Raw genomic sequence first — 20,705 nt, 5'->3', positions numbered from 1 at the left:
GACTGAAAATGAGACTGCCCCGGCGCAAGATCTGGCTGTAACACCGGGGCCCGCCGCTACCTGTATCGGAAGAGGATTCGGCCGCGGGTGAGGTCGTAGGGGCTGATCTCCACGAGCACCCGGTCATACGGCAAGATCTTTATGTAGTTCTTCCGTATCTTCCCGCTGATGTGCGCCAGCACCTTGTGCCCGTTCTCGAGCTCTACCTTGAAGGTGGCGTTGCGTAGGCACTCGACGACGGTGCCCTCCACTTCGATGCCGCCTGCTTTTCTTGCCATGATTTCTCCGGAGTGGCTGTGAGGTCGGTGCGGAAACGGATTCTGTTGCCGCAACCGTGATCGAGGCGCCTCGGGAGGCGCGGTTGTCGCGGACGGTGGCCGTGACCCGACCGTCCCGCCCGGTGATGGGTGGGGCGTCAGCGGAGCACCAGCTCCAGGTTGCCGCTCGCACGTCGGGCGCCGACGCCCTCGAAGAGCGCCATGGCCGCCCCGTTGGATTCGTTCACCTCGGCCGATGCCGTTTCGATCCCGCGGCGGTGCAGCGAATCCAGCACGTGGGCGAGCAGCGCCCGGGCGATGCCGCGGCGGCGCCGGTCGGACCGGACCGCGATCAGACCGATCCGTGGCTGCTGGGTCACCGGCGCCACCCGGACCAGTCCCACATATCCATCGGACTGTGCTGCCACCGCGTACTTCGACGGGTCCGCCAGAGTAACGCCGGCCGGGCGGGGCAACACCTCAGCCGGCATCTCCTGCCATCCGACGGTGGCTTCGACCTCGTTGCGGATCACGCGGTCCAGCTCGCGCAGAGGGCCCTCCTGCGCCTCGCCGACGCCCACGATCGTCACGTCCGACGGCGGTGGCGCTGAGCCGAGTCCCGTGACCTGCGGGTCGGTGGGCACGACGTACTCCCACTCGCGGCGTCGGATGGTGAAGCCGGCTCGCTCCCAGTGGGACGTCAAGTCGAGGTCGGCCTCGTCGACCACCGTGTACAGCGGCTTCGGCAGGTCCGCCAGCATGGCTTCGGCGAGTTGGTCGAAGACCGCGCCGTGCCACGCGTCGATGCTGACGAAGATCCGTCCATCGGGCCTGCGGAAAGTGTCGGCGCGGCCGACCACCCGGTCGTCCGCCACAGCGTGCCATTGCCGCTCCGCGACCCGCGCGACCACTACGGGATGCTCGCCCATGTCTGAAGCGAAACGCACAGAATTCATAGGTTGTTGCCTTTCGGGATTGCCTTGTCGAGGCGCTCCCGGCGACACCTACTTCAATCGCCCAACCGTGAAGACGAAGGGGAGCACCCACATCGATACAGCGTTCATGGGTCTCACCTCCTCGTGGCATGTCACGGTTCCCGTACGCTAACAGCCCGAACGCGATCCCGTACAACCATTTTCCCGCCGACCAACTCGGCGGGCCGCCAATGCGCTCATCAGCCGCGAGTCGCACGGCTCTCCCAAGATCCAGGCGCCCGCGCGTCGCGTCGTTGATCCGCGAGGATCGCCAACTCTGACGAGACCGGTGTTGCTCAGGCGAGTCGCTCGGCCCGATCATCACTGACCACAACTCTCCCGTAGTGTTGCAGCCGTTCTTCCGCGCGTAGCGCGCTCCGATGGACGTGCGGAGCACCATTCAGATCTTCGCTTGTTCCTGCACGTCATGGCGGTCCAGCTTCAGTGTGGGTTAGTCCCACACTCGGCGCGTCAAATCGCCGCCCCTGAATGGAGACGCGCATGTCCGAGAATTACAGCATCGCGGTGATGCCGCAGTCGGTGTCCGTTGCCCGGATCTGCATGTGGCTCCAGGCAGGGCTGGGGCTGGCCGGTCTGTTCCTGCTCTTCATAGTGCTGCGTGTGCCGCTGGGCGCCGGCGGAGGCGTCGTGCTGTTCTCTGTCGCCCTTCCGCTCGCCGCAATGTTGCTGGTTGGATTCCTTGCGACCCAGGTCTCCTCGCGCCGCGGCTGGGTGCGGACCACCGGGCTCGTCGTCGAGCTCCTGCTGATCCCGCTGGGGATCTGGGAGCTGCTGTACGGCGTCAGTTTCGGCAATGTGCTCGGCGTGCTGCTGCCTGCGGTGGTGTTCGGGCAGTTGTGCAGGTCTTCGTCGAGGATGTGGTTCGACCGGTGAGCGAGCGGGGCTCCTGTAGCCCGCTCAGTGTCGTCAACGTAATGCCCTCGACCGTTTCCCCGCCGGAGGGGACTTGGCTGTAACACTGAGGGCGGTGGGCCCCCTAAGTGTTACAGCCGCTCTTCCGCGCGAAGCGCGCTAGGAAGGCGTGCGAAGCGCCGTTCATCTCTTCGCTCGTTCAGGACAGCGGGGACAACGGCTCCGGTGGCGTGTCCCTCATCGTTCTCTGTGTTTGTGCTGGCCACGGCAGGTTCAGGGACAGCAGGGACAGCAGGGATCACGCGCCGTCAGGCGGTAATAGAACTGCTCGCGAGACGATGGCCATCCGCAGTGAGAATCGATCTTTTGTCGGCTACCAGGAGCTGACGATGTGACGGCTGGCTAAAGTCACCGGCATGCAGCTTTCGCGCATGGACATGGTCGTTGACCTCGACGTGCTCGGCCTGGCGGGTGCGGGGGTCGAGGCGTTCACGATCGGTGGCGCCGATGTCACCGTCGGCCTCAGTGGCACTGTGATCATCACGGATGCGGTTGACGATCCGGCGGCCAGCGGGGTGTGGAACAGCAAGGAATTCAGGCTGATCGGATCGATGCCAGGAGCTGTAGCTGAACGGTTCCTGGGGCGTTCCCCCGACTGGTCTGTTCTGGAGCAGTCGCCCGAGCCTGGGCCGATCCACCTGTTCGTCCGGCTGGAGGAAGGATTCCTCTACCTCGGCACGGTTCGGCACGGGCGAAGCCAGCCGGCGTACGAGCCCTGGGACCTCGATGAGTGCATGCTGTGGATCGACCCGCCGCTGAGCTTTGACGTGCTCGACCGAGTTCGCCCGCCGAGCACGCCCACCGCCCTGCCCACACTGGACTGGCTCGACTATGTCAACGGCGACCGTGCCACCGCGTTGCGGCTGTTCATCGAGAGCTGGCATCCGCTGTTCCACGCCGACGCGGTGCCGACCACGCCATCGGTTCGTGTCCCTGCGGCTCTGGCTGCGTTGTATCGGCTCGCTCAGGGTCGGCCACACGCCCTCGGCGTCCAGAACTTCATCTGTCCCGCCACGGAACTGCGCACCGACGCCGATGGCCTGCTGGAGTTCGGCCATGAGAACCAAGGCTGCTTCGTCTGGTCGCTCGACCCCTCTCAGGACGATCCGACCGTGTGGACGATTGATGATCCTGCATACCGCTACGCCGAACGTGAACGCTTGAGCGGCTTCCTGCTCCAGTTCTCCTTGTACGAGGCCATGGTTGACGCGCCCTATCACGCTTGGAGCGGCCCGGTGCCGACGCCGATCGGCTGCGAGCTGACCAGCACGCTGCACCGGGTACCGCTCAAGACCTGGATGTGGCTGCAGTACCGAACGTCTTTCTACGTAGCGCCCGGTCTCATCGTGAGCGTCAACGACGACGACGAGAAAGGGGAGTGCAGAATCTCTTTCGGCGCCGCGCACCGCAGCCTGCTGCGCCCGCTGGCCAACCGGGGGATCAAGTGGACGGTCTTCGACGGTTGATTACCAGACAACTTGACGACATGTTCAAGGATCTACGGGTTTCATGCCGTGCAGTTCGACCACTTCGGCGGCGGCCAGCGCGCGAGGGTAGTACTGATGCGCGTCCCATGGGACGAAGACGTTCATCATTCAGGGACAGGAGAGACAGCCGTCCAGGTGGCCTGTCCCTTGCCTGGAGAGCGCGTTTGGCCTGGTCATGGCACCTGTGGGGATGCCTGGGGCAGTTGGGACGCTCAGAGCCAGAGGTACAGGCCACGACCGGGTGATGCGTCTCTTGTTGGCCCGCTTGTGACACGTCCGAGGTGCCGCGATGACGCCAACTGAGACTGGAAAGCCAGAAGGGGTGTGCCGTCGTGACGGCACACCCCTTCTGCGCTGGCGGAGGATGGGGGATTTGAACCCCCGAAAGGTTGCCCTTTACACGCTTTCCAAGCGTGCGCCCTCGGCCACTAGGCGAATCCTCCGCCGTCGAGCTTACCGGACTTGTGGGTGTGTGCGGACCACGATTTTTTCGGGTTCACCGCTGAGGCAAGCATGGAGCGAGCACTGTCGTAGCCGGTTAGACTGTCCAAGGACCCCTCGCGCGGCGTCATCCTGTGAACCTCCCCAGGGCCGGAAGGCAGCAAGGATAAGCGGGCTCTGGCGGGTGTGCGGGGGGTCTCTTCGTTGGGAGCCCCCTCGCAGGCGGGATGGTCGCATGAGCCTTGCGCTTTATCGCAAGTACCGACCCGGGACCTTCGCCGAGGTCAAGGGTCAGGAACACGTCACAAATCCGCTGCGGCAGGCACTGCGTACGGGCCGTATCAACCACGCGTTCCTGTTCAGCGGCCCCCGTGGATGCGGTAAGACCTCCAGCGCCCGCATCCTGGCACGTTCTCTCAACTGCGAGCAGGGTCCGACGCCCGACCCCTGCGGTGTCTGCGAGTCCTGTGTCGCGCTCGCGCCGACCGGCCCCGGCCACCTCGACGTCATCGAGATCGACGCTGCCTCGCACGGTGGCGTGGACGACGCGCGCGACCTGCGCGAGCGGGCCTTCTTCGCGCCCGTCTCCGCGCGCTACAAGATTTACATCATCGACGAGGCGCACATGGTGACCCGCGAGGGGTTCAACGCGCTGCTCAAGCTCGTCGAGGAGCCCCCGCCGCACCTGAAGTTCATCTTCGCGACGACCGAGCCGGAAAAGGTCATCGGCACGATCAAGTCGCGTACGCACCACTACCCGTTCCGGCTGATGCCGCCCGCGACGCTCAAGGCGCTGCTGGAGGAGATCCTCACCTCCGAGAACGTGCCCTTCGAGCCCAGCGCCCTTCCTCTGGTCGTACGCGCCGGCGCCGGCTCCGCTCGTGACTCGCTCTCGATCCTCGACCAGCTGCTCGCCGGGGCCGAAGAAGACGGCATCACCTACGCCAAGGCCGTCTCCCTGCTCGGCTACACCGATGGGGACCTGCTCGACGAGGTCGTCAACGCCTTCGCGGCCCGCGACGGCGCCCAGGTGTTCCACACGGTCAATCGGGTGATCGAGGGTGGCCACGACCCCCGCCGCTTCGCCTCCGACCTGCTCGAACGCTTCCGCGACCTGGTGATCCTGGCCAACGTCCCCGAGGCGGCGTCCAGCGGCCTGCTCGACCGCCCGGCCGACGAACTGGAGCGGCTCGTCCAGCAGGCGTCATCGATGGGGCCCGCCGAGCTCACCCGCGCCGCCGAGGTCTTCAACGCCGGTCTCACGGAGATGCGCGGCGCGACCTCGCCGCGGCTGCTGCTGGAATTGATGTGCGCCAGGGTCCTGCTGCCCGGCGCCGCGCAGGGCGAGGAAGCGCTGCTGGCCCGCCTCGAACGCCTGGAACGCGGCGGCGCCGTCGCCCAAATGGCCGCCCGAGCCTCAGCATCCACTACGCCCGCAGGTCTCGGCCCTGGCCCCGGCTCGGTGCCGATTCCGCGTCCTGGGGCGGGTCATGCCGCTGTTTCCGGTCACGGCTCGGGTGCCGAACCGGCGGCTCGCGTTTCAGGGAACCAGCCGCATGCTGAGCCGGCGGACGGCGGCCATGCTGCTGCGGCGCAGTCGCACGTCCCCGCTCAGGCCGCTCAGCCGCACGCCGGTGCTTCGGCGAGGGAGGACGACTGGCCCGAGCCCGCGCGGCCCGGCGCTCCTGCGGCCCAGTCGGCCGCGGGTGGCGTGGGCGGCACAGCAGCGGGGGGCACAGCAGCGGGCGGCTCGCAAGCCGCACCCGGCAGTGGCAGCGGCGGGACGCAATCTGGTGGAGCGTCGGCGGGCGCCGGTGCGGGTGTCATACAGCAGTGGCCCGCCGTGCTGGCCGCGCTCAAGCAGCGCAGCATCGTCGTCTGGGCCAACGTGAGCACCAACGCCCAGGTGGTGGGCGTGGAAGGCAACCTGGTCACGCTCGGCTTCGCCCAGGTCGGCGCGATGAAGAACTTCACGGGCGGCGGCAAGGACGCCGTGGTGGCCAGCGCGCTCAGCGATGTGTTCGGCGGCAACTGGCGCGTGGAGGCAGTCGTCGGCGGCGCCCCGGTCCCGAACCCCTCCCGAGGCCGCCCTCAGCCGCCCGCGCCCAGCGCGCCCGCCTCGCCGGCAGGCCAGGGACCGGCCGGCCCAGGGCCCGCGGCCAGCACACAGGGCACGTCGAGCCCCCAGGGACGTACGTCGTCACATGGCGCCTCGCACGACGACCGGGAGGCGCAGGACCCAGGTCAACCTCCGGCGGCGTCCGCAGGACGCCAGACCACGGACGAGTCGTGGCCCGACGCCCCTGACGACCCCGGCCCCGGCACCCCGCCGACCCCCGACCCCACGCGCACCACGTCCACGGCGCAGCGCTCGACCGGCGCGCCGACGGGCACGGGCCTGGCCGCCGCGAGGTCGGCGGCGAAGGCGGCCGCCCAGGCGGGTCCCCGCGCCCCATCGGCTCGTGGTGGCGCCGCCGCCTGGCCGGACGCGGTTCCCGGCCGCAACAAGGGTCCCGAATCCGACGAAGTCGACCCATTGAACGACGCGGACGCCGACGTGGACGTGATCTCCGGCATGGCTCTCCTGGAGCGGGAGCTGGGCGCCCGTGTGATCGGCGAGATCGACCACACCTGAGTCGGCGAGACAGGCCGCAGTGGTGGCGGTCTCGCGCCTCTGCGCCGCAGGCCGGGGCGCGGAAGGTCCGGTATGACCGCTCAGACGGTTGAGGTGCGACGTCACGGTCCTGCGCCCGTCCACCCGAGGAGCGTTGAAGTGAGGGACGGTCGTGACGTCGGCGGGAGGCGCGCTCCTTGGCACCGCCGTAAAAACCCATCGAAGGCCCGCGCCCGAGAACTGTGAGCCGCGGAGATCAGGGAAGCAGGCGGGTGCGGGCGGCGGCGGAGCGGGAGTCCGTGGGGGGCAGGGCGGCGAGGCGTTCGAGGATCTCGTAGTCGTCGCGGCCGTTGGCGGTCTGGGCGAAGGCCCACAGGGCGTCGGGGCAGCCTTGGCGCAGGAGGCAGGCGCGTACTTGGGCTTCGAGTTCGTCCCGTTCGCGCCGGATCTCAGGGGACTCCGAGCGCGGCAGCAGCGGTCCGGCGTACGCGCGAGCGAGCGCGGCCGGGTCGTCGGCCGCCAGGTGGCGGCGCAACTCGAGGAAGTCGGCCTCGACCGGGCAAACCAGCCGGTACGGCTTCGCGGCGATCACCGTGCCCAACTGGGCGCGCAGCCGGTGAATCTCGGCCCTGATCGTGACCGGGTTGCCGGAGTCGCCGTACAGGTGGAACGACAGCTGCTCGGCCGTCAGCCCGTGCGGGTGCAGGGCCAGAAGCGCGAGGATCTCCGCGTGCCTGAGGGAGAGAGGCCGGTCGTGGTCCCCGAGGGAGGCCGAGGGCACGCGCTCGCCGAGGAACGACAGGGTCAGGACAGGCGGCGACGCGGACGGCGCGGGGCGCAGCAGAAAGCCGTCGGAGAACGGCTCCAGCATGGCGACGGTCCCGTCGCTGAGGATCATGCGCTGCCCGGCCAGCCGGAGGCGGTCGGCGGCATCGGCGCCGTGGCCGGACGGCAAGGGAATCCGTCCGGCGGAGGCGTTCCGCAGGCCGCGTTGGAGCGGCGAACGGGCGCCTTCGCCTGGGACGGGAGACAAGTTGATGCGTGGGCCGAGGCTGCCCGACGGGTCGCCTGAGATGATGCGGCCGGTTGGCGAGAGCAGGATGCCAGGCCGGCCGCGCAGGGATTCGTAGCGGCGGCGCAGGCGCTCGTCGCGGTGGTGCATCCGCAGGGCGAGCTCGCTCTCGGCGAGTTTGGCCGCGGCGCCGACCAGGGAGACGGTGGCCGGATGCAGGCTGCGGGCGGTGCCGCTGACGTCGACGCAGCCGATGATCCGGCCCGAGTCCGGGTCGGTGATCGGCGCGCCGCTGCACGACCAGATGTGCAGCGCACGCATCAGGTGCTCCTCCGAATAGACGTGCACCGGGCGGCCCGTCGCGAGCGCGGTGCCGATGCCGTTGGTGCCGACGCTGCGCTCGGTCCACTGGTGCCCGTCGGCCAGGCCGATCCGATCGGCGCGGCGCAGGATCGCGTTGCCGCCTTCGCGCCATAGCACTCTGCCGTCTTCATCCGTGACGATCACGACGTGCTCGGTCTCATCAGCCAGGCTGGAAAGCGTCTCGGTGAGCAGGGGGAGCAGAGGGCGCAGCGGGTGGGCGCCGCGGATGTCCTGGATGTACGACGTGTCGTAGACCAGGGGCGCGCTGTCGCCCTCCGGGTCGATCCCCGCCGCCATCGACCGGCGCCAGGAGTCCTTGATAAGGCTGCGGGGCGACGCCGGCCGATCCTGGCCGGGCGCCGCCGTTTCGTGCGCTTCGCGTAGAAGTCGGGAGTACGCGTCGAGATGGGGGTAACTCATCGGTCACTCCAAGTAGTCATACAGAGCATCCGTCTTGCCGTCGATCGGCGCAACCGATTCGGGGGATTGCGGAGGGTGTTTGAATGAGCGCAACCTGTGTGCAACGTTGGGCTCACTACGTTCTGGCCCAACGCGTCGGCCTGGTGCGGCCGCTCAGCCGACGTGATGGCCGGGTCTCGGACATTGGAGGGGGGCCGGGATCCGGCCAATACTCCAACTTCAGGTCGACGGCAGACCAAAACGGCAAAAAGGTAGGCGGGGAACAGCAGCATCAAATGGAGCTCGAGGCGGTAAACACCGGCCCCATGCGGCGCATCAGCGTAAAACGTCGGCGTCGGACAGCGGCTGATGGTGAAACATGGGGACTCTCCCAGTACATGTCGCCCGCCAAACACCGTAGGCTCGTGGCAGTCAAGAACGCGGAGCCACGAGGAGCGCACGACGGTGAACCCAGGGGATGTCAACCTGCAGCAGCTGCTGGAGCAGGCTCAGCTCATGCAGCAGCAGCTTGTGAGCGCCCAGCAGGAGCTCAACGACGCGCAGATCGAGGGCTCATCAGGCGGCGGCCTGGTCACGGCCGTCGTCAACGGCTCGGGCGAGCTGCTCGAACTCAAGATCGATCCGAGCGTGATCGACGCCGGCGACGCGCAGGACACCGCCGACACGATCGCCGACCTGGTGATCGCGGCCGTCCGCGACGCAGTACGCGCGGCCGCCGATCTTCAGCAGGAAAAACTCGGCCCGCTCGCCCAGGGTTTGGGTGGCGGCGGCCTCGGACAATTGCCAGGGTTCTAGGCATGTACGAAGGGGTCGTCCAGAATTTGATCGACGAGCTGGGGCTGCTGCCCGGCGTCGGTCCCAAGAGCGCGCAGCGGATCGCGTTCCACCTGCTGGCGGCCGATCCAGCCGACGTCAAGCGGCTGGCGCACGCGTTGCTGGAGGTCAAGGAGAAAGCCCGCTTCTGCCGGGTGTGCGGAAACGTGGCCTCCGAGGAGGAGTGCCGCATCTGCCGCGACCCGCGCCGCGACACGCATGCCATTTGCGTGGTCGAGGAGTCGAAGGACGTCGTGGCGATCGAGAAGACCCGCGAGTTCCGCGGCACCTATCACGTGCTCGGCGGCGCGATCAGCCCGATCGACGGCATCGGCCCCGACGACCTGCGCATTCGCGAGCTCATGACCCGCCTGGCCGACGGCCGGGTCACCGAGCTCATTCTCGCCACAGACCCCAACCTCGAGGGTGAGGCGACTGCTACCTACCTTGCCCGTCTGGTCAAGCCGATGGGCATCAAAGTGACACGACTGGCCAGCGGTCTGCCTGTTGGCGGTGACCTCGAATACGCCGACGAGGTGACCTTGGGCCGCGCGTTCGAAGGACGGAGGCTGCTGGATGTCTGACCAGTGGAGCGCACTTGCGGAGGAGATCGCTGGGCACGCGCAAAACTATGTGGACGGCCTGACCAGGGTCGCCGGCGGTGAGGGCGGCGACGCCATCTGGTCGTTGCTGCTCGTGGAGGTCGCGCAGGTGAGCCTGGCCGGCGCCAAGCTCGGCGCGAACCGGGACGTGATCCTCGACGGAAACTACGAACCGCCCATGAGCGAGGACCCCGACATCGACGGCGTACGCACCGCGCTGGCCGAGCGGCTCGGCCCCGTCGACGACTACGCCGAGGTGTTCGACCCGTACAAGGACACCGGTGTCACTCCCTACCGGCTGTCCGACGACCTGACCGCGGTCGCCGCCGACCTCATCCATGGGCTGCGGCACTATCACGCGGGCCGCCCGCACGAGGCGCTGTGGTGGTGGCAATACTCATATTTCAACACCTGGGGCAACCACGCGGGTGCCGCGATGCGCGCGCTGCAGGCCCTGGCCGCGCACTCGCGCCTGGACGTGGCGGAGGAGACCACCACGGTCTGATGATCATCCACATAGTGGTATGAACCATCAGGCCCACGAGAGGCCCCCAGTAGACTGGCAGCTCACAGTCCAGACCGGGAGACTCTCGTGGCGCTCGTTGTGCAAAAGTACGGTGGTTCGTCCGTCGCCGACGCGTCCTGCATCAAGCGGGTCGCGCAGCGGATCGTCGCGACGAAAAAAGCCGGCAACAACGTGGTCGTGATCGTCTCCGCGATGGGCGACACGACGGACGAGCTGCTCGATCTGGCCGAGCAGGTGTCGCCGCTGCCACCGGCCCGCGAGCTCGACATGCTGCTGACTTCGGGTGAGCGCATCTCGATGGCCCTGCTGGCGATGGCGATCGCCAACCTCGGCCACGAGGCCCGCTCGTTCACCGGCTCGCAGGCGGGTGTGATCACCGACTCGACTCACGGCAAGGCGCGCATCATCGACGTGACGCCCGGCCGCATCAAGGAAGCGATCGACCAGGGGCACATCGCGATCGTGGCCGGGTTCCAGGGCGTCTCGCAGGACACCAAGGACATCACCACGCTGGGCCGCGGCGGCTCCGACACCACGGCGGTGGCACTGGCGGCGGCTCTCGAGGCCGACGTGTGCGAGATCTACACCGACGTCGACGGCATCTTCACCGCCGACCCGCGCATCGTGCCGGCGGCGCGTCAGATCCCCAGGATCTCCTATGACGAGATGATGGAGATGGCCGCCTGCGGCGCGAAGATCCTGCACCTTCGCTGCGTCGAATATGCTCGGCGCTTCAACCTGCCGATTCACGTACGCAGCTCTTTCAGCACCAGGGAAGGCACGTGGGTCGTCTCCGACCCTTACACCGAAGGAACCGAGATGGAGCAGCCGATCATCTCCGGCGTCGCGCACGACCGGAGCGAGGCCAAGATCACTGTTGTCGGGGTTCCCGACAAGGTCGGCGAGGCTGCCTCGATCTTCAAAACGCTGGCCGACGCCGAGATCAACATTGACATGATCGTGCAGAACGTCTCGGCCGCGGCCACGGGCCGCACGGACATCTCCTTCACGCTGCCCACGGCCGACGCCCAGACGGCGCTGACGGCGCTGAAGAAGATCCAGGCTGAGATCGGTTACGAGTCGCTGCTCTTCGACGACCAGATCGGGAAGGTGTCGCTGATCGGCGCGGGCATGCGCTCGCACCCCGGCGTCACGGCGACGTTCTTCGCGGCCCTCGCCGACGCGGGGGTCAACATCGAGATGATCTCCACCTCGGAGATCCGCATCTCAGTGATCGTCGGGCAGGACGGCGTCGACGCGGCCGTGGCGGCCGCGCACCGCGCCTTCGATCTCGACGCCGACCAGGTCGAAGCCGTGGTGTATGGAGGGACAGGACGATGACCAGGCCGAATCTTGCCCTGATCGGGGCCACCGGTGCTGTGGGCACCGTCATGCGGGACATCGTCTCGACGCGTGAGGACATCTGGGGCGAGATCCGTCTCGTCGCCTCGCCCCGCTCGGCGGGCAAGGTGCTCCAGGTACGCGGCGAGGACGTCGTCGTGCAGGCCCTCGCGCCGGAGGTGTTCGACGGCATCGACGTCGCCATCTTCGACGTTCCCGACGAGGTGTCGGCCGTGTGGGTGCCGATCGCGGCCGAGCGCGGCGCGATCGCGATCGACAAGTCCGGCACGTTCCGCATGGAACCCGACGTGCCGCTGGTCGTGCCCGAGGTCAACCCGCTCGACGCGCGCAACCGGCCGCGCAACATCATCTCCACGCCCAACTGCACGACCCTGTCGATGATGGCCGCCATGGGCGCGCTGCACGCCGAGTTCACGCTCTCGGGGCTGGTCGTCGCCTCCTACCAGGCGGTGTCGGGCGCCGGCGTGGCGGGCTCCGCGCGGCTCTACGACGAGGTCGAGGCGCTGGCGGGCGACCGTTCGATCGGTCAGGCGGCCGGCGACGTACGCAAGGTGCTGGCCAACAAGCTGCCCGAGGAGTCGCCGTTCCCGGCGCCGATCGCGTTCAACGTGGTGCCGTGGGCGGGCTCCTACAAGGAGGGCGGCTGGGCCTCCGAAGAGCTCAAGCTCCGCAACGAGTCCCGCAAGATCCTCGGCATCCCGGACCTGAAGGTCTCCGCGACCTGCGTACGCGTGCCGGTGATCACGACGCACTCGCTGGCCGTGCACGCGCGGTTCGAGCGCGAGATCACGGTCGCCGACGCGCATCGCGTCCTGGCGGCGGCGCCGACCGTGGTCCTCGTGGACGACCCGGCCAACGGGCTCTACCCGACGCCGCTCGACGTGGTCGGCACCGACCCGACCTACGTCGGGCGCATCCGCCAGGCGATCGACTTCCCCAACACGCTCGACCTGTTCGTGTGCGGCGACAACCTGCGCAAGGGCGCCGCGCTCAACGCGGCGGAGATCGCCGAGCTGGTTGCCGCCGAGTTCTAGCGGCTTCATGAGGGTGGGCGTCGCGCGGTCCGCGCGGCGTCCACTTCTCATGTGGTTCTGTCACCGGAACAGGATGTCCCAGTGGTCGCTCTCGTCGGCGAACGTCGTGCCTGAGGATGAGCGGTAGAGCGGGGCGCCGTCGCTGCGTACCCCGGCCTTGTCATGATTTTTCATGATGTAGCGGTCGATGCAGGCGTTGTGGCTGATGTCCAGCTTGTAGCCGTTGCCGTGGCTGTATACGCCAGGCGCGTGGCCTTCCTCCGTACCCCCCGTGACCATGATGGGGCAGTGGCTCTGGCGCTTCAGCTCGATGACCCGGGCGATCGTGCCGGTCCGCACGGAGTCCAGCGAGGTGCAGTGCTGCATGTGCTTGCTCGTGCAGTTGCCGGTCGACCGGGTCCGCAGGCCCGCGCTCTTCAGCCAGCCGGTCGCCGTGGCATGTGACATGCGTACGGCGGCCTGCCGGGGCATGACGCGTTCCAGATCCACCTGTGCGCGCCGGTGCGTCTTGTGTGACCGGGCACGGGGCATTTTCGCCACACCGGTACGCGCGGGACTCCTCATGACCTTGGCCGTCGCCGCCCGGGTCCGGGTGCGGTCCAGCTTGCTCTGAGACCGCACCCGGGCCGCCGTGCCGGCCCGAGGCTGCGCCTGGGTCGGCACGTCGGTCTGAGGCTGCACCTGGGTCGGCACGTCGGTCTGAGGCTGTGCCTGCGCCGGCGTGTCGGCCTGAGGTTGCGCCAGCGTGCCGGCCTGAGGTTGTGCTTGGGCTGTCGTATCGGCCTGAGAGCGCGCCTGGGTCGGGACGTCGGTCTGAGGCTGTGCCTGGGCCGGAGCGTCGGCCTGAGGTTGTGCCTGGGCTGACGTGCTGTCCTGAGGCCCCGCCTGTGGCGCCTCCGCCTGGGCCATGGCCGCCATGGGCGCCTCCGCACGCCCCACGGCCGCGTGGGACGCCTCAGAGCGCGGCTGAGCCGTGTCCTGGAAGCCCGCAGGCCGTGCACGGACATCCTGCGGCACCCGCAGGTCATCCGAACGCCGTGCGCCACCGTACGGCGGCCAGTCGCGCATTCGCCACAGGTGCTCCTGCGCCTCGACCAGGCGCTCGAAAGCCCACGTACTGGTGATTCGCGGGCCCACGGCGTACGCGTCCGTGAGCCGCCCCATCATGGCCTGCGCCGGCCCACGGGGCTTGTACAGGCTGCTCGGCGCCGGCGCCCCTTCGGGGTGGGTGGCGGCGGAGGCGGCCGAGGCCAGCGCGATTATGGTGATCTCAATGCCGAGGAGTGCGACTACAGTGAGACGCACTGGTCCACGTATCCACATGTCGATGCCTTTTCGCGGAAATAGCCCTTCCGCCACAAACGACAATCCCACCATTCACAGGAGATAACTCGTGCCGCAGGTGCAACTTTGCCTTGTGGCGGTGATCACCGTTAGGTTTCATGACTTAACCTCGTTTCCCGACGTAAAGTGACGAACGTGTCCGAAGCCCGAAACCGAGGATCGGAGAGCACCCGCGAGGTCATCGTCGAGACGGCCTTGCGCCTGTTCAAGGAGCGCGGCTTCGACGCGACCACGATGCGCGCCATCGCCGCCGAGGCCGGGGTGTCCGTGGGCAACGCCTACTACTACTTCGAGAGCAAGGAGGCGTTGATCCAGGCGTACTACGACCGCGCCCAGGCCGAGCACGAGGAGGCCTGCAGGGAGTTCCTGGCCACCGAGACGTCGTTCGCGGCCAGGCTGAGCGGGGTGCTGCGCGAGTGGGTCCGCGTTTCCGAGCCGTACCACGAGTTCGCCGTGAAGTTCTTCAAGCACGCGGCCGAGCCGACGAACCCCCTGAGCCCGTTCAGCAAGCAGTCGTCCCCGGCCAGGGAGGCGTCCATCGCCATCTACCGCCAGGTCGTCGACGGCTCGCGTGACCGCATGAACGCCGAACTGCGCGAGGAACTGCCCGAGCTGCTCTGGCTGCTGTCCATGGGCATGGTGCTGTTCTGGGTGCACGACACCTCGCCGGGCTGCGTGCGTACGCACCGGCTGATCGACGTCACGGTGCCGCTCGTGGACCGGCTGGTCGGGCTGTCCCATTTGCCCGGGTTGCGGGGGATCACGAAGGACTTCATCGCGGCGGTCCACGAACTGCGGGCCTAGGGCGACATACCGCCCGGTTGGTACGAGCGGAGTTTGCGCCTAGGGTCGGAGCGTGAGTCAGAACTGGGGTATGACGATCCCCTTCCACGACCGGTCGCTGTCGAGGTCCCAGGAGCTGATCGCGGAGCTGCCCGCGCTCGGTTACACGGACGCGTGGTCGGCTGAAGTCAACGGGAACGACGGTTTCACGCCGCTCGCCCTGGCCGCGCAGTGGGCGCCGGGGATCAGGCTGGGCAGCGCCATCGTGCCGGTCTCGACGCGCGGCCCGGGGCTGCTGGCCATGTCCGCGGCCACGCTGGCCGACGTGGCGCCCGGGCGGTTCGTGCTGGGCATCGGCGCGTCCTCGCCGGCGATCGTGGAGCGGTGGAACGCGGGGGAGTTCGCCAAGCCGTACGCGCGCACCCGCGACACCCTGCGCTTCCTGAAGAGGGCGCTGGCCGGGGAGAAGGTCTCGGAGAAGTACGAGACGTTCGAGATCAAAGGGTTCAAGCTGGAGCGGGCGCCGGAGGTCCCGCCGAAGATCGTGCTGGCCGCGCTGCGCCCCCGGATGCTGCGCCTGGCCGCCGCGGAGGCCGACGGCGCGATCACGAACTGGCTCTCGCCCGAGGACGTCCACCGGGTACGCGCCGAGATCGGCCCGGACACCGAGCTGATCGCCCGCCTGTTCGTATGCGTGAGCGAGGACGCCGGGAAGGTACGCGAGCTGGCCAGAAGGATGCTCGCCGGCTACCTGACCGTCCCGGTGTACGCGGCGTTCCACGACTGGCTGGGCCGGGGTGAGGTGCTGCGGCCCATGCACGAGGCGTGGGCGGCCGGCGACCGGCAGGCCGCGCTCAAGGCCATCCCCGACGAGGTGGTGGACGCGCTGATCGTGCACGGCGACGCGGCCACCTGCCGGGCCAGGATCCAGCAGTACGTGGACAACGGCCTCGACACCCCCGTCCTCGCCCCCATCCCGGTCGGCGACGTCCCGATCGAGCAGGCCGTGCGGGACCTGGCTCCGAGGGAGTAGCACATGCGCGATTTACTGAGGCTGGACGCGGTCGGGCAGGCGCAGGCCGTGCGGGACGGGCAGGTGACGGCGCGCGAGCTGGCCGAGGCCGCGATCGCCGCCATCGAGGCTCATGACGTCGATCTCAACGCGGTGGTCCATCGCCGCTTCGAGCGCGCGCTCGCCGAGGTCGACGCCATCCCCGCCGGGGCTCCCTTCGCGGGCGTGCCGATCCTGCTCAAGGATCTCGGCTGGCGGCAGGCGGGCGAGCCGTACAGCGCGGGCTCCAACGTACGGGAGGGCGTCGAGGTCACCGAGGACGGGTACGGCGTCACGAAACTGCGCGAGGCCGGATTCGTCGTGCTCGGGCGGACGAACACCCCCGAGTTCGGCAGCACGATCACCACGGAGCCGGTGGCGTTCGGGCCGACGCGCAATCCGTACGACACGGCGTACTCGGCGGGCGGGTCCAGCGGGGGCTCGGCCGCGGCGGTGGCGGCGGGGATGGTCGCGCTGGCCACCGCCAGCGACGGCGGCGGCTCCATCCGCATCCCCGCGTCCCTGTGCGGGCTTGTGGGGCTCAAACCGTCGCGCGGGCGGGTCAGCCTGGGGCCCACGATGGGGGAGGGGTGGAGCGGGTTCTCGTGCCCGGGGTTCGTCACCAGGACCGTACGCGACACCGCGGCGGCGCTCGACGTCGTCTCCGGCTTCCAGCCCGGCGACCCGTACGACGCCCCCGCGCTGCCCGGGCCGCTGGCCGCCGAGGTCGGCCGGGATCCTGGGCGGTTGCGGATCGGGTACCTCGCCACGCACCCGAGAGGCGACGTGCCTGCCGTGCCCGCAGTGACCGAGGCCGTCACCAGGGCCGCGGCGCTGCTGGAGTCGCTCGGCCACGACGTCGTGCCCGGCGGCCCCGAAGCGCTCGGCGACCCCGACTTTCCCCGGCATTTCGGCGCCATCGTGGCCAACAACCTCGCCGCGCAGGTCGCGAGCTTGGGCGAGGTCCGCGGCAAGCCCGTCGAACCGGAGGAGCTGGAGCCGCGCAACGCCGCCATGGTCAGGACCGGAAGCGGGCACAGCGCGGTCGAGCACATCCAGGCCACCCAGTGGATGGACGGCTTCCGCCGGCGCGTGGCCGCCTGGTGGAGCGCGGGCCACGACCTGCTGCTGATGCCGTCGCTGGGCGTGGAGCCGTTCCCGCTGGGCTGGATCCCGCCCGAGGACCTCAGCATCGCCTTCGGCAGGACCGCGCACGCCGTCTCGTACACCTCGCCGGTCAACGCGACCGGGCAGCCCGCCGTCTCGCTGCCGCTGCACCGGAACGCGGCGGGACTGCCGGTGGGCGTGCAGCTCGTCGCCGCGACCGGCCGGGAGGACCTGCTGATCAGGGTGGCGGCGCAGCTCGAGCAGGCCGCCCCGTTCGAGCACGCGGCGATGCGCTGATCGCCAGGAACCTCTCACCTGGGTGACGCGTTATGTCGTGAGAGCCGAGGGTAAGGGGGAGTGCATGATGGCTAAGCCAGCACGGGCAGCGGCGGCGTGGCGGACCTACCGAGAGGTGACCAAGCCCGGCTCGCCGGGCTTGATGACCAGGGTGCGGGCGATCCCGCGCATGCTGGGCGCGATCATGAGCGGCCGGTACGGAAGCAGGGGCAGGCTCGCGCTGCTGGGCCTCGGCGTGGTCTACATCCTGTCGCCGATCGACGTCGTGCCCGACTTCCTGATGTTGATCGGCGTGGCCGACGACTTCGGGGTGTTCCTGTGGCTGATCGGCACGCTGCTCGGCGAGAGCGGGCGTTACGTCGAGCACGAGCGCACCGTCATCCAGGGCAGGCTCCTCGAGAACGAGGGCTAGATCTCCTCCATTCGCAGCCAGGCGCGGGACGGCAGCGGGTGCCCGAACAGGCGCGCCGCGTTGCCGTACGCGACCCTGGCGATGTCGGCGGGCGGGAGGCTGCCGAGGTTGCGGGCCACCGATTTCTGCGTGTCCGGCCAGGTCGAGTCGGAGTGCGGGTAGCCGCTCTCCTGCAGCACGTGGTCGAGCCCGACCGCGAGCCGCACTCCTGACAGCGCGTGGTCGTCGAGCGTGCCGAAGAAGAAGTTGCGGCGCAGCACCTCGCTGGGCTTGAGCCCGCCTTCCCACTCCGCCTCGCCGGCGACCGGGTGGTCGAGGGCGTAGTCGGCGCGCTCGGCCAGCATCGGCAACCAGCCCACGCCGCCCTCGACGATGAGGATGCGCAGCGCGGGGAAGCGCAGCGGCAGCCCTGACCAGAGCCAGTCGGCGCAGGCGAACATGGCGCTGGTCGGCATCAGCGTGGTGATCGCCTCGATGGGCGTGTCGGGAGACGGCACGGGAGACCAGGATGAGTCGCCGGCGTGCAGCGCGACGACGGTGCCGGTCTCCTCGCAGGCGGCGAAGAACGGATCCCAGTGTCCTGTGTGGATCGACGGCAGTCGCAGCCGGGTCGGGAACTCGGGGAACACGACGGCCTTGAAGCCGCGGGCGGCGTTGGCCCGGATCTCCTTGGCGGCCGCGTCGGGATCGGGCAGCCAGGGAAGCTGCAGGCCGATGATGCGCTCAGGGTAGGTGCCCGCCCAGACGTCGATGTGCCAGTCGTTCCAGGCTCTGACGAGGGCCAGGCCGAGCTCTTGGTCGCGGGTCCTGGCGAAGGGCATCCCGGCCTGCCCGGCCAGCATGCCGGGGAAGCACAGCGCGGCCCAGATGCCGGCCACGTCCATGTCGCTGATGCGGGCCTCGATGTCGTGGCAGCCGGGGCGCATGTGCTCGAACCTGACCGGATCCAGCGTCCATTGCTCGCGGGGCAGCCCGGCGCCCACGTCGATGCCGGCACACGGGTAGGTGGCCCCGCCGTAGCGCCAGACTTGGTGACCCGCCTCCGTCTCCACGACCTTGGGCGCGACCTCGGCATATTTCTCCGGCAACCGGTCTTCGAAAAGGTCGGGAGGCTCGATCAAGTGATCGTCGGCGGAAATGATCACATAGTCGCGCCGCCTGGGATCTGGGTCGGGGAGAAGCGGCGTAGTCACGCACGTAACCGTACGACGGCGGGATAACGTCGAACAAGCTGCGACGTATCCGTTGGGTCTCCAACCCTTCGAACCCGGAACCGCCGGGAGGGGGATGGCGGCGGCCCCGGGCACGCCGGAAGCCCTCTACCCCTGCGAGATCCCTTTAGTCAGGAGATGGTCGCGTAAATCCCCGATGGTGGCGGGCGAGACCTGAAGCACCTGTGTGACGTACGTCTCGATCGAGCCGTGCCGGTGCGACAGGTCGGTGAGGAAGAGTCGCATGGCCTCGGCGGGCGCCAGCCCGAATCCCGGCCACATGGGCGTGTCCGGATGGCGCCTGCGCCAGTCGGCGATGAAGCGCTCGGTGGCCAGGCCGGTGAGCGCGTAGTCCGCCACGATGTCGTCCTCGCTCACGCCCGCCAGCGACAGGACCAGCGCGGTCAGGATCCCGGTGCGGTCCTTGCCCGCCGCGCAGTGGATGACGACCGGGGCGTTGTCGGCGTTCGCGATCGTCTCCAGCGCCGTCCTGAGGTTCTCCACGCCGTCCTCGCTCACCTCCAGGTAGCGGTTGGCCAGATAGCGCCCGACGCCCAGCTCCTCGCGGTAGGGGGTGGTGTTCCAGCGGCGGCCCTCGATGGGCAGGTTGTGGTAGCGCTGCCCCTCGGCCTCGGGGACCCGGCCCGCCTTCTCGACCTCGGCCGGATGCCGCAGGTCGATGACGGTACGTACGCGCAGCGCGCGGAAGGCCGTGAGATCGTCCCCGGCCAGCCAGCCGAGCGAGTCGGCGCGGTAGAGCCGCTGCCACTGGAGGGTGCGCCCGTCTTCGGCGGCATATCCACCCACGTCGCGGAAGTTGCAGAGATTACTGAACTCAATGTGGCGGATCACCCCCCTAGTTTGACGGGGCGCCCGCCTCCTCGACCACGGGGGCGGGTTTCCCGGCTTTTCGCTCGGCGATCTCGCGCCGGATGAGCAGGATCCAGCCGCCGATCGCGATCCCGATGAACAGCCACCACTGGACTCCGTAGGCCAGGTTGAGCCCGCCTCCCGCGCCCACGTCGGGCTCGGGCACCGGCTCCGGCGCCGCGGCGGGCTCGGGCTGCTGCTCGATCAGCTCGACGTACCCGCCCACGAGCCGGTACGGCAGCCGCTTCCCGATCGCGTCGGCGTTGATCAGGAGCACCTGTCCCGGCGGCAGCCCCGGCCGCTCCTTGATCCCGCTGGACTCCTCGGTCTCGCTGGGCCGTAGCCGCCCGGTGACAGTTACCTGACCGGTGGCCGGGGGAGGCACTTCGGGCGGGGTGTCGGCGGTGGCGCCCGCTTTGACCCAGCCGCGGTTCACGATGACGGCGGTGCCGTCGCCGGTGACGAGCGGGGTCAGGACGTAGAAGCCGGGGCGGCCGTCCTGGGGGCGGCGGCGTACGAGGAGGGCGTGGGACGGGTCGTACGTGCCGGCGACCGTCACCCTCCTGAACCGGTCGTCCTCGCGGATCTGCTGTCCGGGTGCGGCGAGCCGCTCCAGCGGCACCGGCGCGGCCTCGATGTTGGCGGTGACCAGGGAGCTGTTGGCCGACCGTTCCTCGAAACGCCCGAACTGCCACCGCCCCAGGAACACGAAGGCGGGGATGACCAGCAGCACTACCAGGTGGAGCGCGAGCCATCGAGGCGTCAGAAGGAACCGGTACACGCTCTCCAGAT

The 20,705-nt window shown here is 69.0% G+C and carries 19 protein-coding genes, 1 tRNA gene and 1 other RNA gene; 13 read left to right on the top strand and 8 right to left on the bottom strand.

What is annotated here, in order from left to right; all coding sequences use genetic code 11:
- Positions 1 to 56 precede the first annotated feature (56 nt).
- Together infA and ACTMTI_RS04525 are read right to left on the bottom strand one after the other, a co-directional pair.
- On the bottom strand, positions 57 to 278 hold the full coding sequence (infA, locus tag ACTMTI_RS04530; protein WP_441118335.1) for a translation initiation factor IF-1: 222 nt from the start codon (positions 276 to 278) through the stop codon (positions 57 to 59).
- Between the two features lie 137 nt (positions 279 to 415).
- Positions 416 to 1,186, bottom strand: coding sequence for a GNAT family N-acetyltransferase (locus tag ACTMTI_RS04525; RefSeq protein ID WP_441118334.1), 771 nt, complete (start codon positions 1,184 to 1,186; stop codon positions 416 to 418).
- 546 nt (positions 1,187 to 1,732) lie between these two features.
- On the opposite strand from ACTMTI_RS04525, the gene ACTMTI_RS04520 reads away from it, so the two are divergent.
- Positions 1,733 to 2,125 (top strand): hypothetical protein, encoded by a 393-nt coding sequence (locus tag ACTMTI_RS04520; protein WP_441118333.1) that lies wholly within the window; start codon positions 1,733 to 1,735, stop codon positions 2,123 to 2,125.
- Between the two features lie 395 nt (positions 2,126 to 2,520).
- Positions 2,521 to 3,630, top strand: a complete 1,110-nt coding sequence (locus ACTMTI_RS04515; RefSeq protein WP_441118332.1) for a hypothetical protein — start codon at positions 2,521 to 2,523, stop codon at positions 3,628 to 3,630.
- 376 nt (positions 3,631 to 4,006) lie between these two features.
- On the opposite strand, the gene ACTMTI_RS04510 is transcribed toward ACTMTI_RS04515, so the two are convergent.
- Positions 4,007 to 4,094, bottom strand: a tRNA-Ser gene (locus ACTMTI_RS04510).
- A gap of 106 nt (positions 4,095 to 4,200) precedes the next feature.
- On the opposite strand from ACTMTI_RS04510, the gene ffs reads away from it, so the two are divergent.
- An RNA gene (gene ffs, locus ACTMTI_RS04505) (signal recognition particle sRNA small type) lies at positions 4,201 to 4,296 on the top strand.
- A 31-nt stretch (positions 4,297 to 4,327) separates the two neighbouring features.
- On the top strand, positions 4,328 to 6,727 hold the full coding sequence (locus tag ACTMTI_RS04500; protein WP_441118331.1) for a DNA polymerase III subunit gamma and tau: 2,400 nt from the start codon (positions 4,328 to 4,330) through the stop codon (positions 6,725 to 6,727).
- A gap of 235 nt (positions 6,728 to 6,962) precedes the next feature.
- Here the strand turns inward: ACTMTI_RS04500 and ACTMTI_RS04495 are convergent, their stop codons facing one another.
- A complete protein-coding gene (locus ACTMTI_RS04495) occupies positions 6,963 to 8,501 on the bottom strand; it encodes a GAF domain-containing protein (protein ID WP_441118330.1) in 1,539 nt (512 codons plus the stop codon).
- 444 nt (positions 8,502 to 8,945) lie between these two features.
- On the opposite strand from ACTMTI_RS04495, the gene ACTMTI_RS04490 reads away from it, so the two are divergent.
- The 5 genes from ACTMTI_RS04490 to ACTMTI_RS04470 all read left to right on the top strand — a co-directional run bounded on the left by ACTMTI_RS04490 (position 8,946) and on the right by ACTMTI_RS04470 (position 12,838).
- On the top strand, positions 8,946 to 9,296 hold the full coding sequence (locus ACTMTI_RS04490) for a YbaB/EbfC family nucleoid-associated protein (protein ID WP_139629532.1): 351 nt from the start codon (positions 8,946 to 8,948) through the stop codon (positions 9,294 to 9,296).
- Positions 9,297 to 9,298: 2 nt separating this feature from the next.
- Positions 9,299 to 9,898 (top strand): recombination mediator RecR, encoded by a 600-nt coding sequence (gene recR / locus ACTMTI_RS04485; RefSeq protein WP_441118329.1) that lies wholly within the window; start codon positions 9,299 to 9,301, stop codon positions 9,896 to 9,898.
- On the top strand, positions 9,891 to 10,421 hold the full coding sequence (locus tag ACTMTI_RS04480) for a DUF5063 domain-containing protein (RefSeq protein ID WP_441118328.1): 531 nt from the start codon (positions 9,891 to 9,893) through the stop codon (positions 10,419 to 10,421). The genes recR and ACTMTI_RS04480 overlap by 8 nt, the downstream gene beginning before the upstream one ends.
- 87 nt (positions 10,422 to 10,508) lie before the next feature.
- Positions 10,509 to 11,783: an aspartate kinase gene (locus ACTMTI_RS04475; RefSeq protein ID WP_441118327.1), complete on the top strand. Its 1,275-nt coding sequence runs from the start codon at positions 10,509 to 10,511 to the stop codon at positions 11,781 to 11,783.
- The gene (locus ACTMTI_RS04470; RefSeq protein WP_441118326.1) at positions 11,780 to 12,838 is read left to right on the top strand and encodes an aspartate-semialdehyde dehydrogenase; all 1,059 of its coding nucleotides are present in this window, start codon (positions 11,780 to 11,782) and stop codon (positions 12,836 to 12,838) included. Before ACTMTI_RS04475 ends, ACTMTI_RS04470 begins: the two co-directional genes overlap by 4 nt.
- Positions 12,839 to 12,898: 60 nt before the next feature.
- Here ACTMTI_RS04470 and ACTMTI_RS04465 read toward each other — a convergent pair whose 3' ends face one another.
- Positions 12,899 to 14,143: a hypothetical protein gene (locus ACTMTI_RS04465; RefSeq protein WP_441118325.1), complete on the bottom strand. Its 1,245-nt coding sequence runs from the start codon at positions 14,141 to 14,143 to the stop codon at positions 12,899 to 12,901.
- Positions 14,144 to 14,317: 174 nt separating this feature from the next.
- Between ACTMTI_RS04465 and ACTMTI_RS04460 the strand changes: the two genes are divergently transcribed.
- The 4 genes from ACTMTI_RS04460 (at position 14,318) to ACTMTI_RS04445 (ending at position 17,832) form a co-directional block, all read left to right on the top strand.
- Positions 14,318 to 14,986, top strand: a complete 669-nt coding sequence (locus tag ACTMTI_RS04460; RefSeq protein ID WP_441118324.1) for a TetR family transcriptional regulator — start codon at positions 14,318 to 14,320, stop codon at positions 14,984 to 14,986.
- Between the two features lie 52 nt (positions 14,987 to 15,038).
- On the top strand, positions 15,039 to 15,998 hold the full coding sequence (locus ACTMTI_RS04455; RefSeq protein ID WP_441118323.1) for an LLM class F420-dependent oxidoreductase: 960 nt from the start codon (positions 15,039 to 15,041) through the stop codon (positions 15,996 to 15,998).
- Positions 15,999 to 16,001: 3 nt separating this feature from the next.
- On the top strand, positions 16,002 to 17,420 hold the full coding sequence (locus ACTMTI_RS04450) for an amidase (RefSeq protein ID WP_441118322.1): 1,419 nt from the start codon (positions 16,002 to 16,004) through the stop codon (positions 17,418 to 17,420).
- 64 nt (positions 17,421 to 17,484) lie between these two features.
- Positions 17,485 to 17,832: a YkvA family protein gene (locus ACTMTI_RS04445; RefSeq protein ID WP_441118321.1), complete on the top strand. Its 348-nt coding sequence runs from the start codon at positions 17,485 to 17,487 to the stop codon at positions 17,830 to 17,832.
- On the opposite strand, the gene ACTMTI_RS04440 is transcribed toward ACTMTI_RS04445, so the two are convergent.
- The 3 genes from ACTMTI_RS04440 to ACTMTI_RS04430 form a co-directional block, all read right to left on the bottom strand.
- A complete protein-coding gene (locus tag ACTMTI_RS04440; RefSeq protein WP_441118320.1) occupies positions 17,829 to 19,025 on the bottom strand; it encodes an amidohydrolase family protein in 1,197 nt (398 codons plus the stop codon). The two genes, ACTMTI_RS04445 and ACTMTI_RS04440, sit on opposite strands and share 4 nt — an antisense overlap.
- A gap of 126 nt (positions 19,026 to 19,151) precedes the next feature.
- A complete protein-coding gene (locus tag ACTMTI_RS04435) occupies positions 19,152 to 19,895 on the bottom strand; it encodes a tyrosine-protein phosphatase (RefSeq protein ID WP_441118319.1) in 744 nt (247 codons plus the stop codon).
- 4 nt (positions 19,896 to 19,899) lie between these two features.
- On the bottom strand, positions 19,900 to 20,694 hold the full coding sequence (locus ACTMTI_RS04430; protein WP_441118318.1) for an SURF1 family cytochrome oxidase biogenesis protein: 795 nt from the start codon (positions 20,692 to 20,694) through the stop codon (positions 19,900 to 19,902).
- Positions 20,695 to 20,705 lie beyond the last annotated feature (11 nt).

It is taken from the genome of Nonomuraea sp. H19 (assembly GCF_052068215.1).
Taxonomy (GTDB): Bacteria; Actinomycetota; Actinomycetes; order Streptosporangiales; family Streptosporangiaceae; genus Nonomuraea.
Note: the sequence above shows the minus strand (reverse complement) of the source record. Positions and strands in the feature narration are given on the sequence as shown.

What these genes read in the sequence shown, in the direction of transcription:
- infA (WP_441118335.1), bottom strand. Translation starts at nt 278, where the DNA reads ATGGCAAGAAAAGCAGGCGGCATCGAAGTGGAGGGCACCGTCGTCGAG.
- ACTMTI_RS04525 (WP_441118334.1), bottom strand. Translation starts at nt 1,186, where the DNA reads ATGGGCGAGCATCCCGTAGTGGTCGCGCGGGTCGCGGAGCGGCAATGG.
- ACTMTI_RS04520 (WP_441118333.1), top strand. Translation starts at nt 1,733, where the DNA reads ATGTCCGAGAATTACAGCATCGCGGTGATGCCGCAGTCGGTGTCCGTT.
- ACTMTI_RS04515 (WP_441118332.1), top strand. Translation starts at nt 2,521, where the DNA reads ATGCAGCTTTCGCGCATGGACATGGTCGTTGACCTCGACGTGCTCGGC.
- ACTMTI_RS04500 (WP_441118331.1), top strand. Translation starts at nt 4,328, where the DNA reads ATGAGCCTTGCGCTTTATCGCAAGTACCGACCCGGGACCTTCGCCGAG.
- ACTMTI_RS04495 (WP_441118330.1), bottom strand. Translation starts at nt 8,501, where the DNA reads ATGAGTTACCCCCATCTCGACGCGTACTCCCGACTTCTACGCGAAGCG.
- recR (WP_441118329.1), top strand. Translation starts at nt 9,299, where the DNA reads ATGTACGAAGGGGTCGTCCAGAATTTGATCGACGAGCTGGGGCTGCTG.
- ACTMTI_RS04480 (WP_441118328.1), top strand. Translation starts at nt 9,891, where the DNA reads ATGTCTGACCAGTGGAGCGCACTTGCGGAGGAGATCGCTGGGCACGCG.
- ACTMTI_RS04470 (WP_441118326.1), top strand. Translation starts at nt 11,780, where the DNA reads ATGACCAGGCCGAATCTTGCCCTGATCGGGGCCACCGGTGCTGTGGGC.
- ACTMTI_RS04450 (WP_441118322.1), top strand. Translation starts at nt 16,002, where the DNA reads ATGCGCGATTTACTGAGGCTGGACGCGGTCGGGCAGGCGCAGGCCGTG.
- ACTMTI_RS04445 (WP_441118321.1), top strand. Translation starts at nt 17,485, where the DNA reads ATGATGGCTAAGCCAGCACGGGCAGCGGCGGCGTGGCGGACCTACCGA.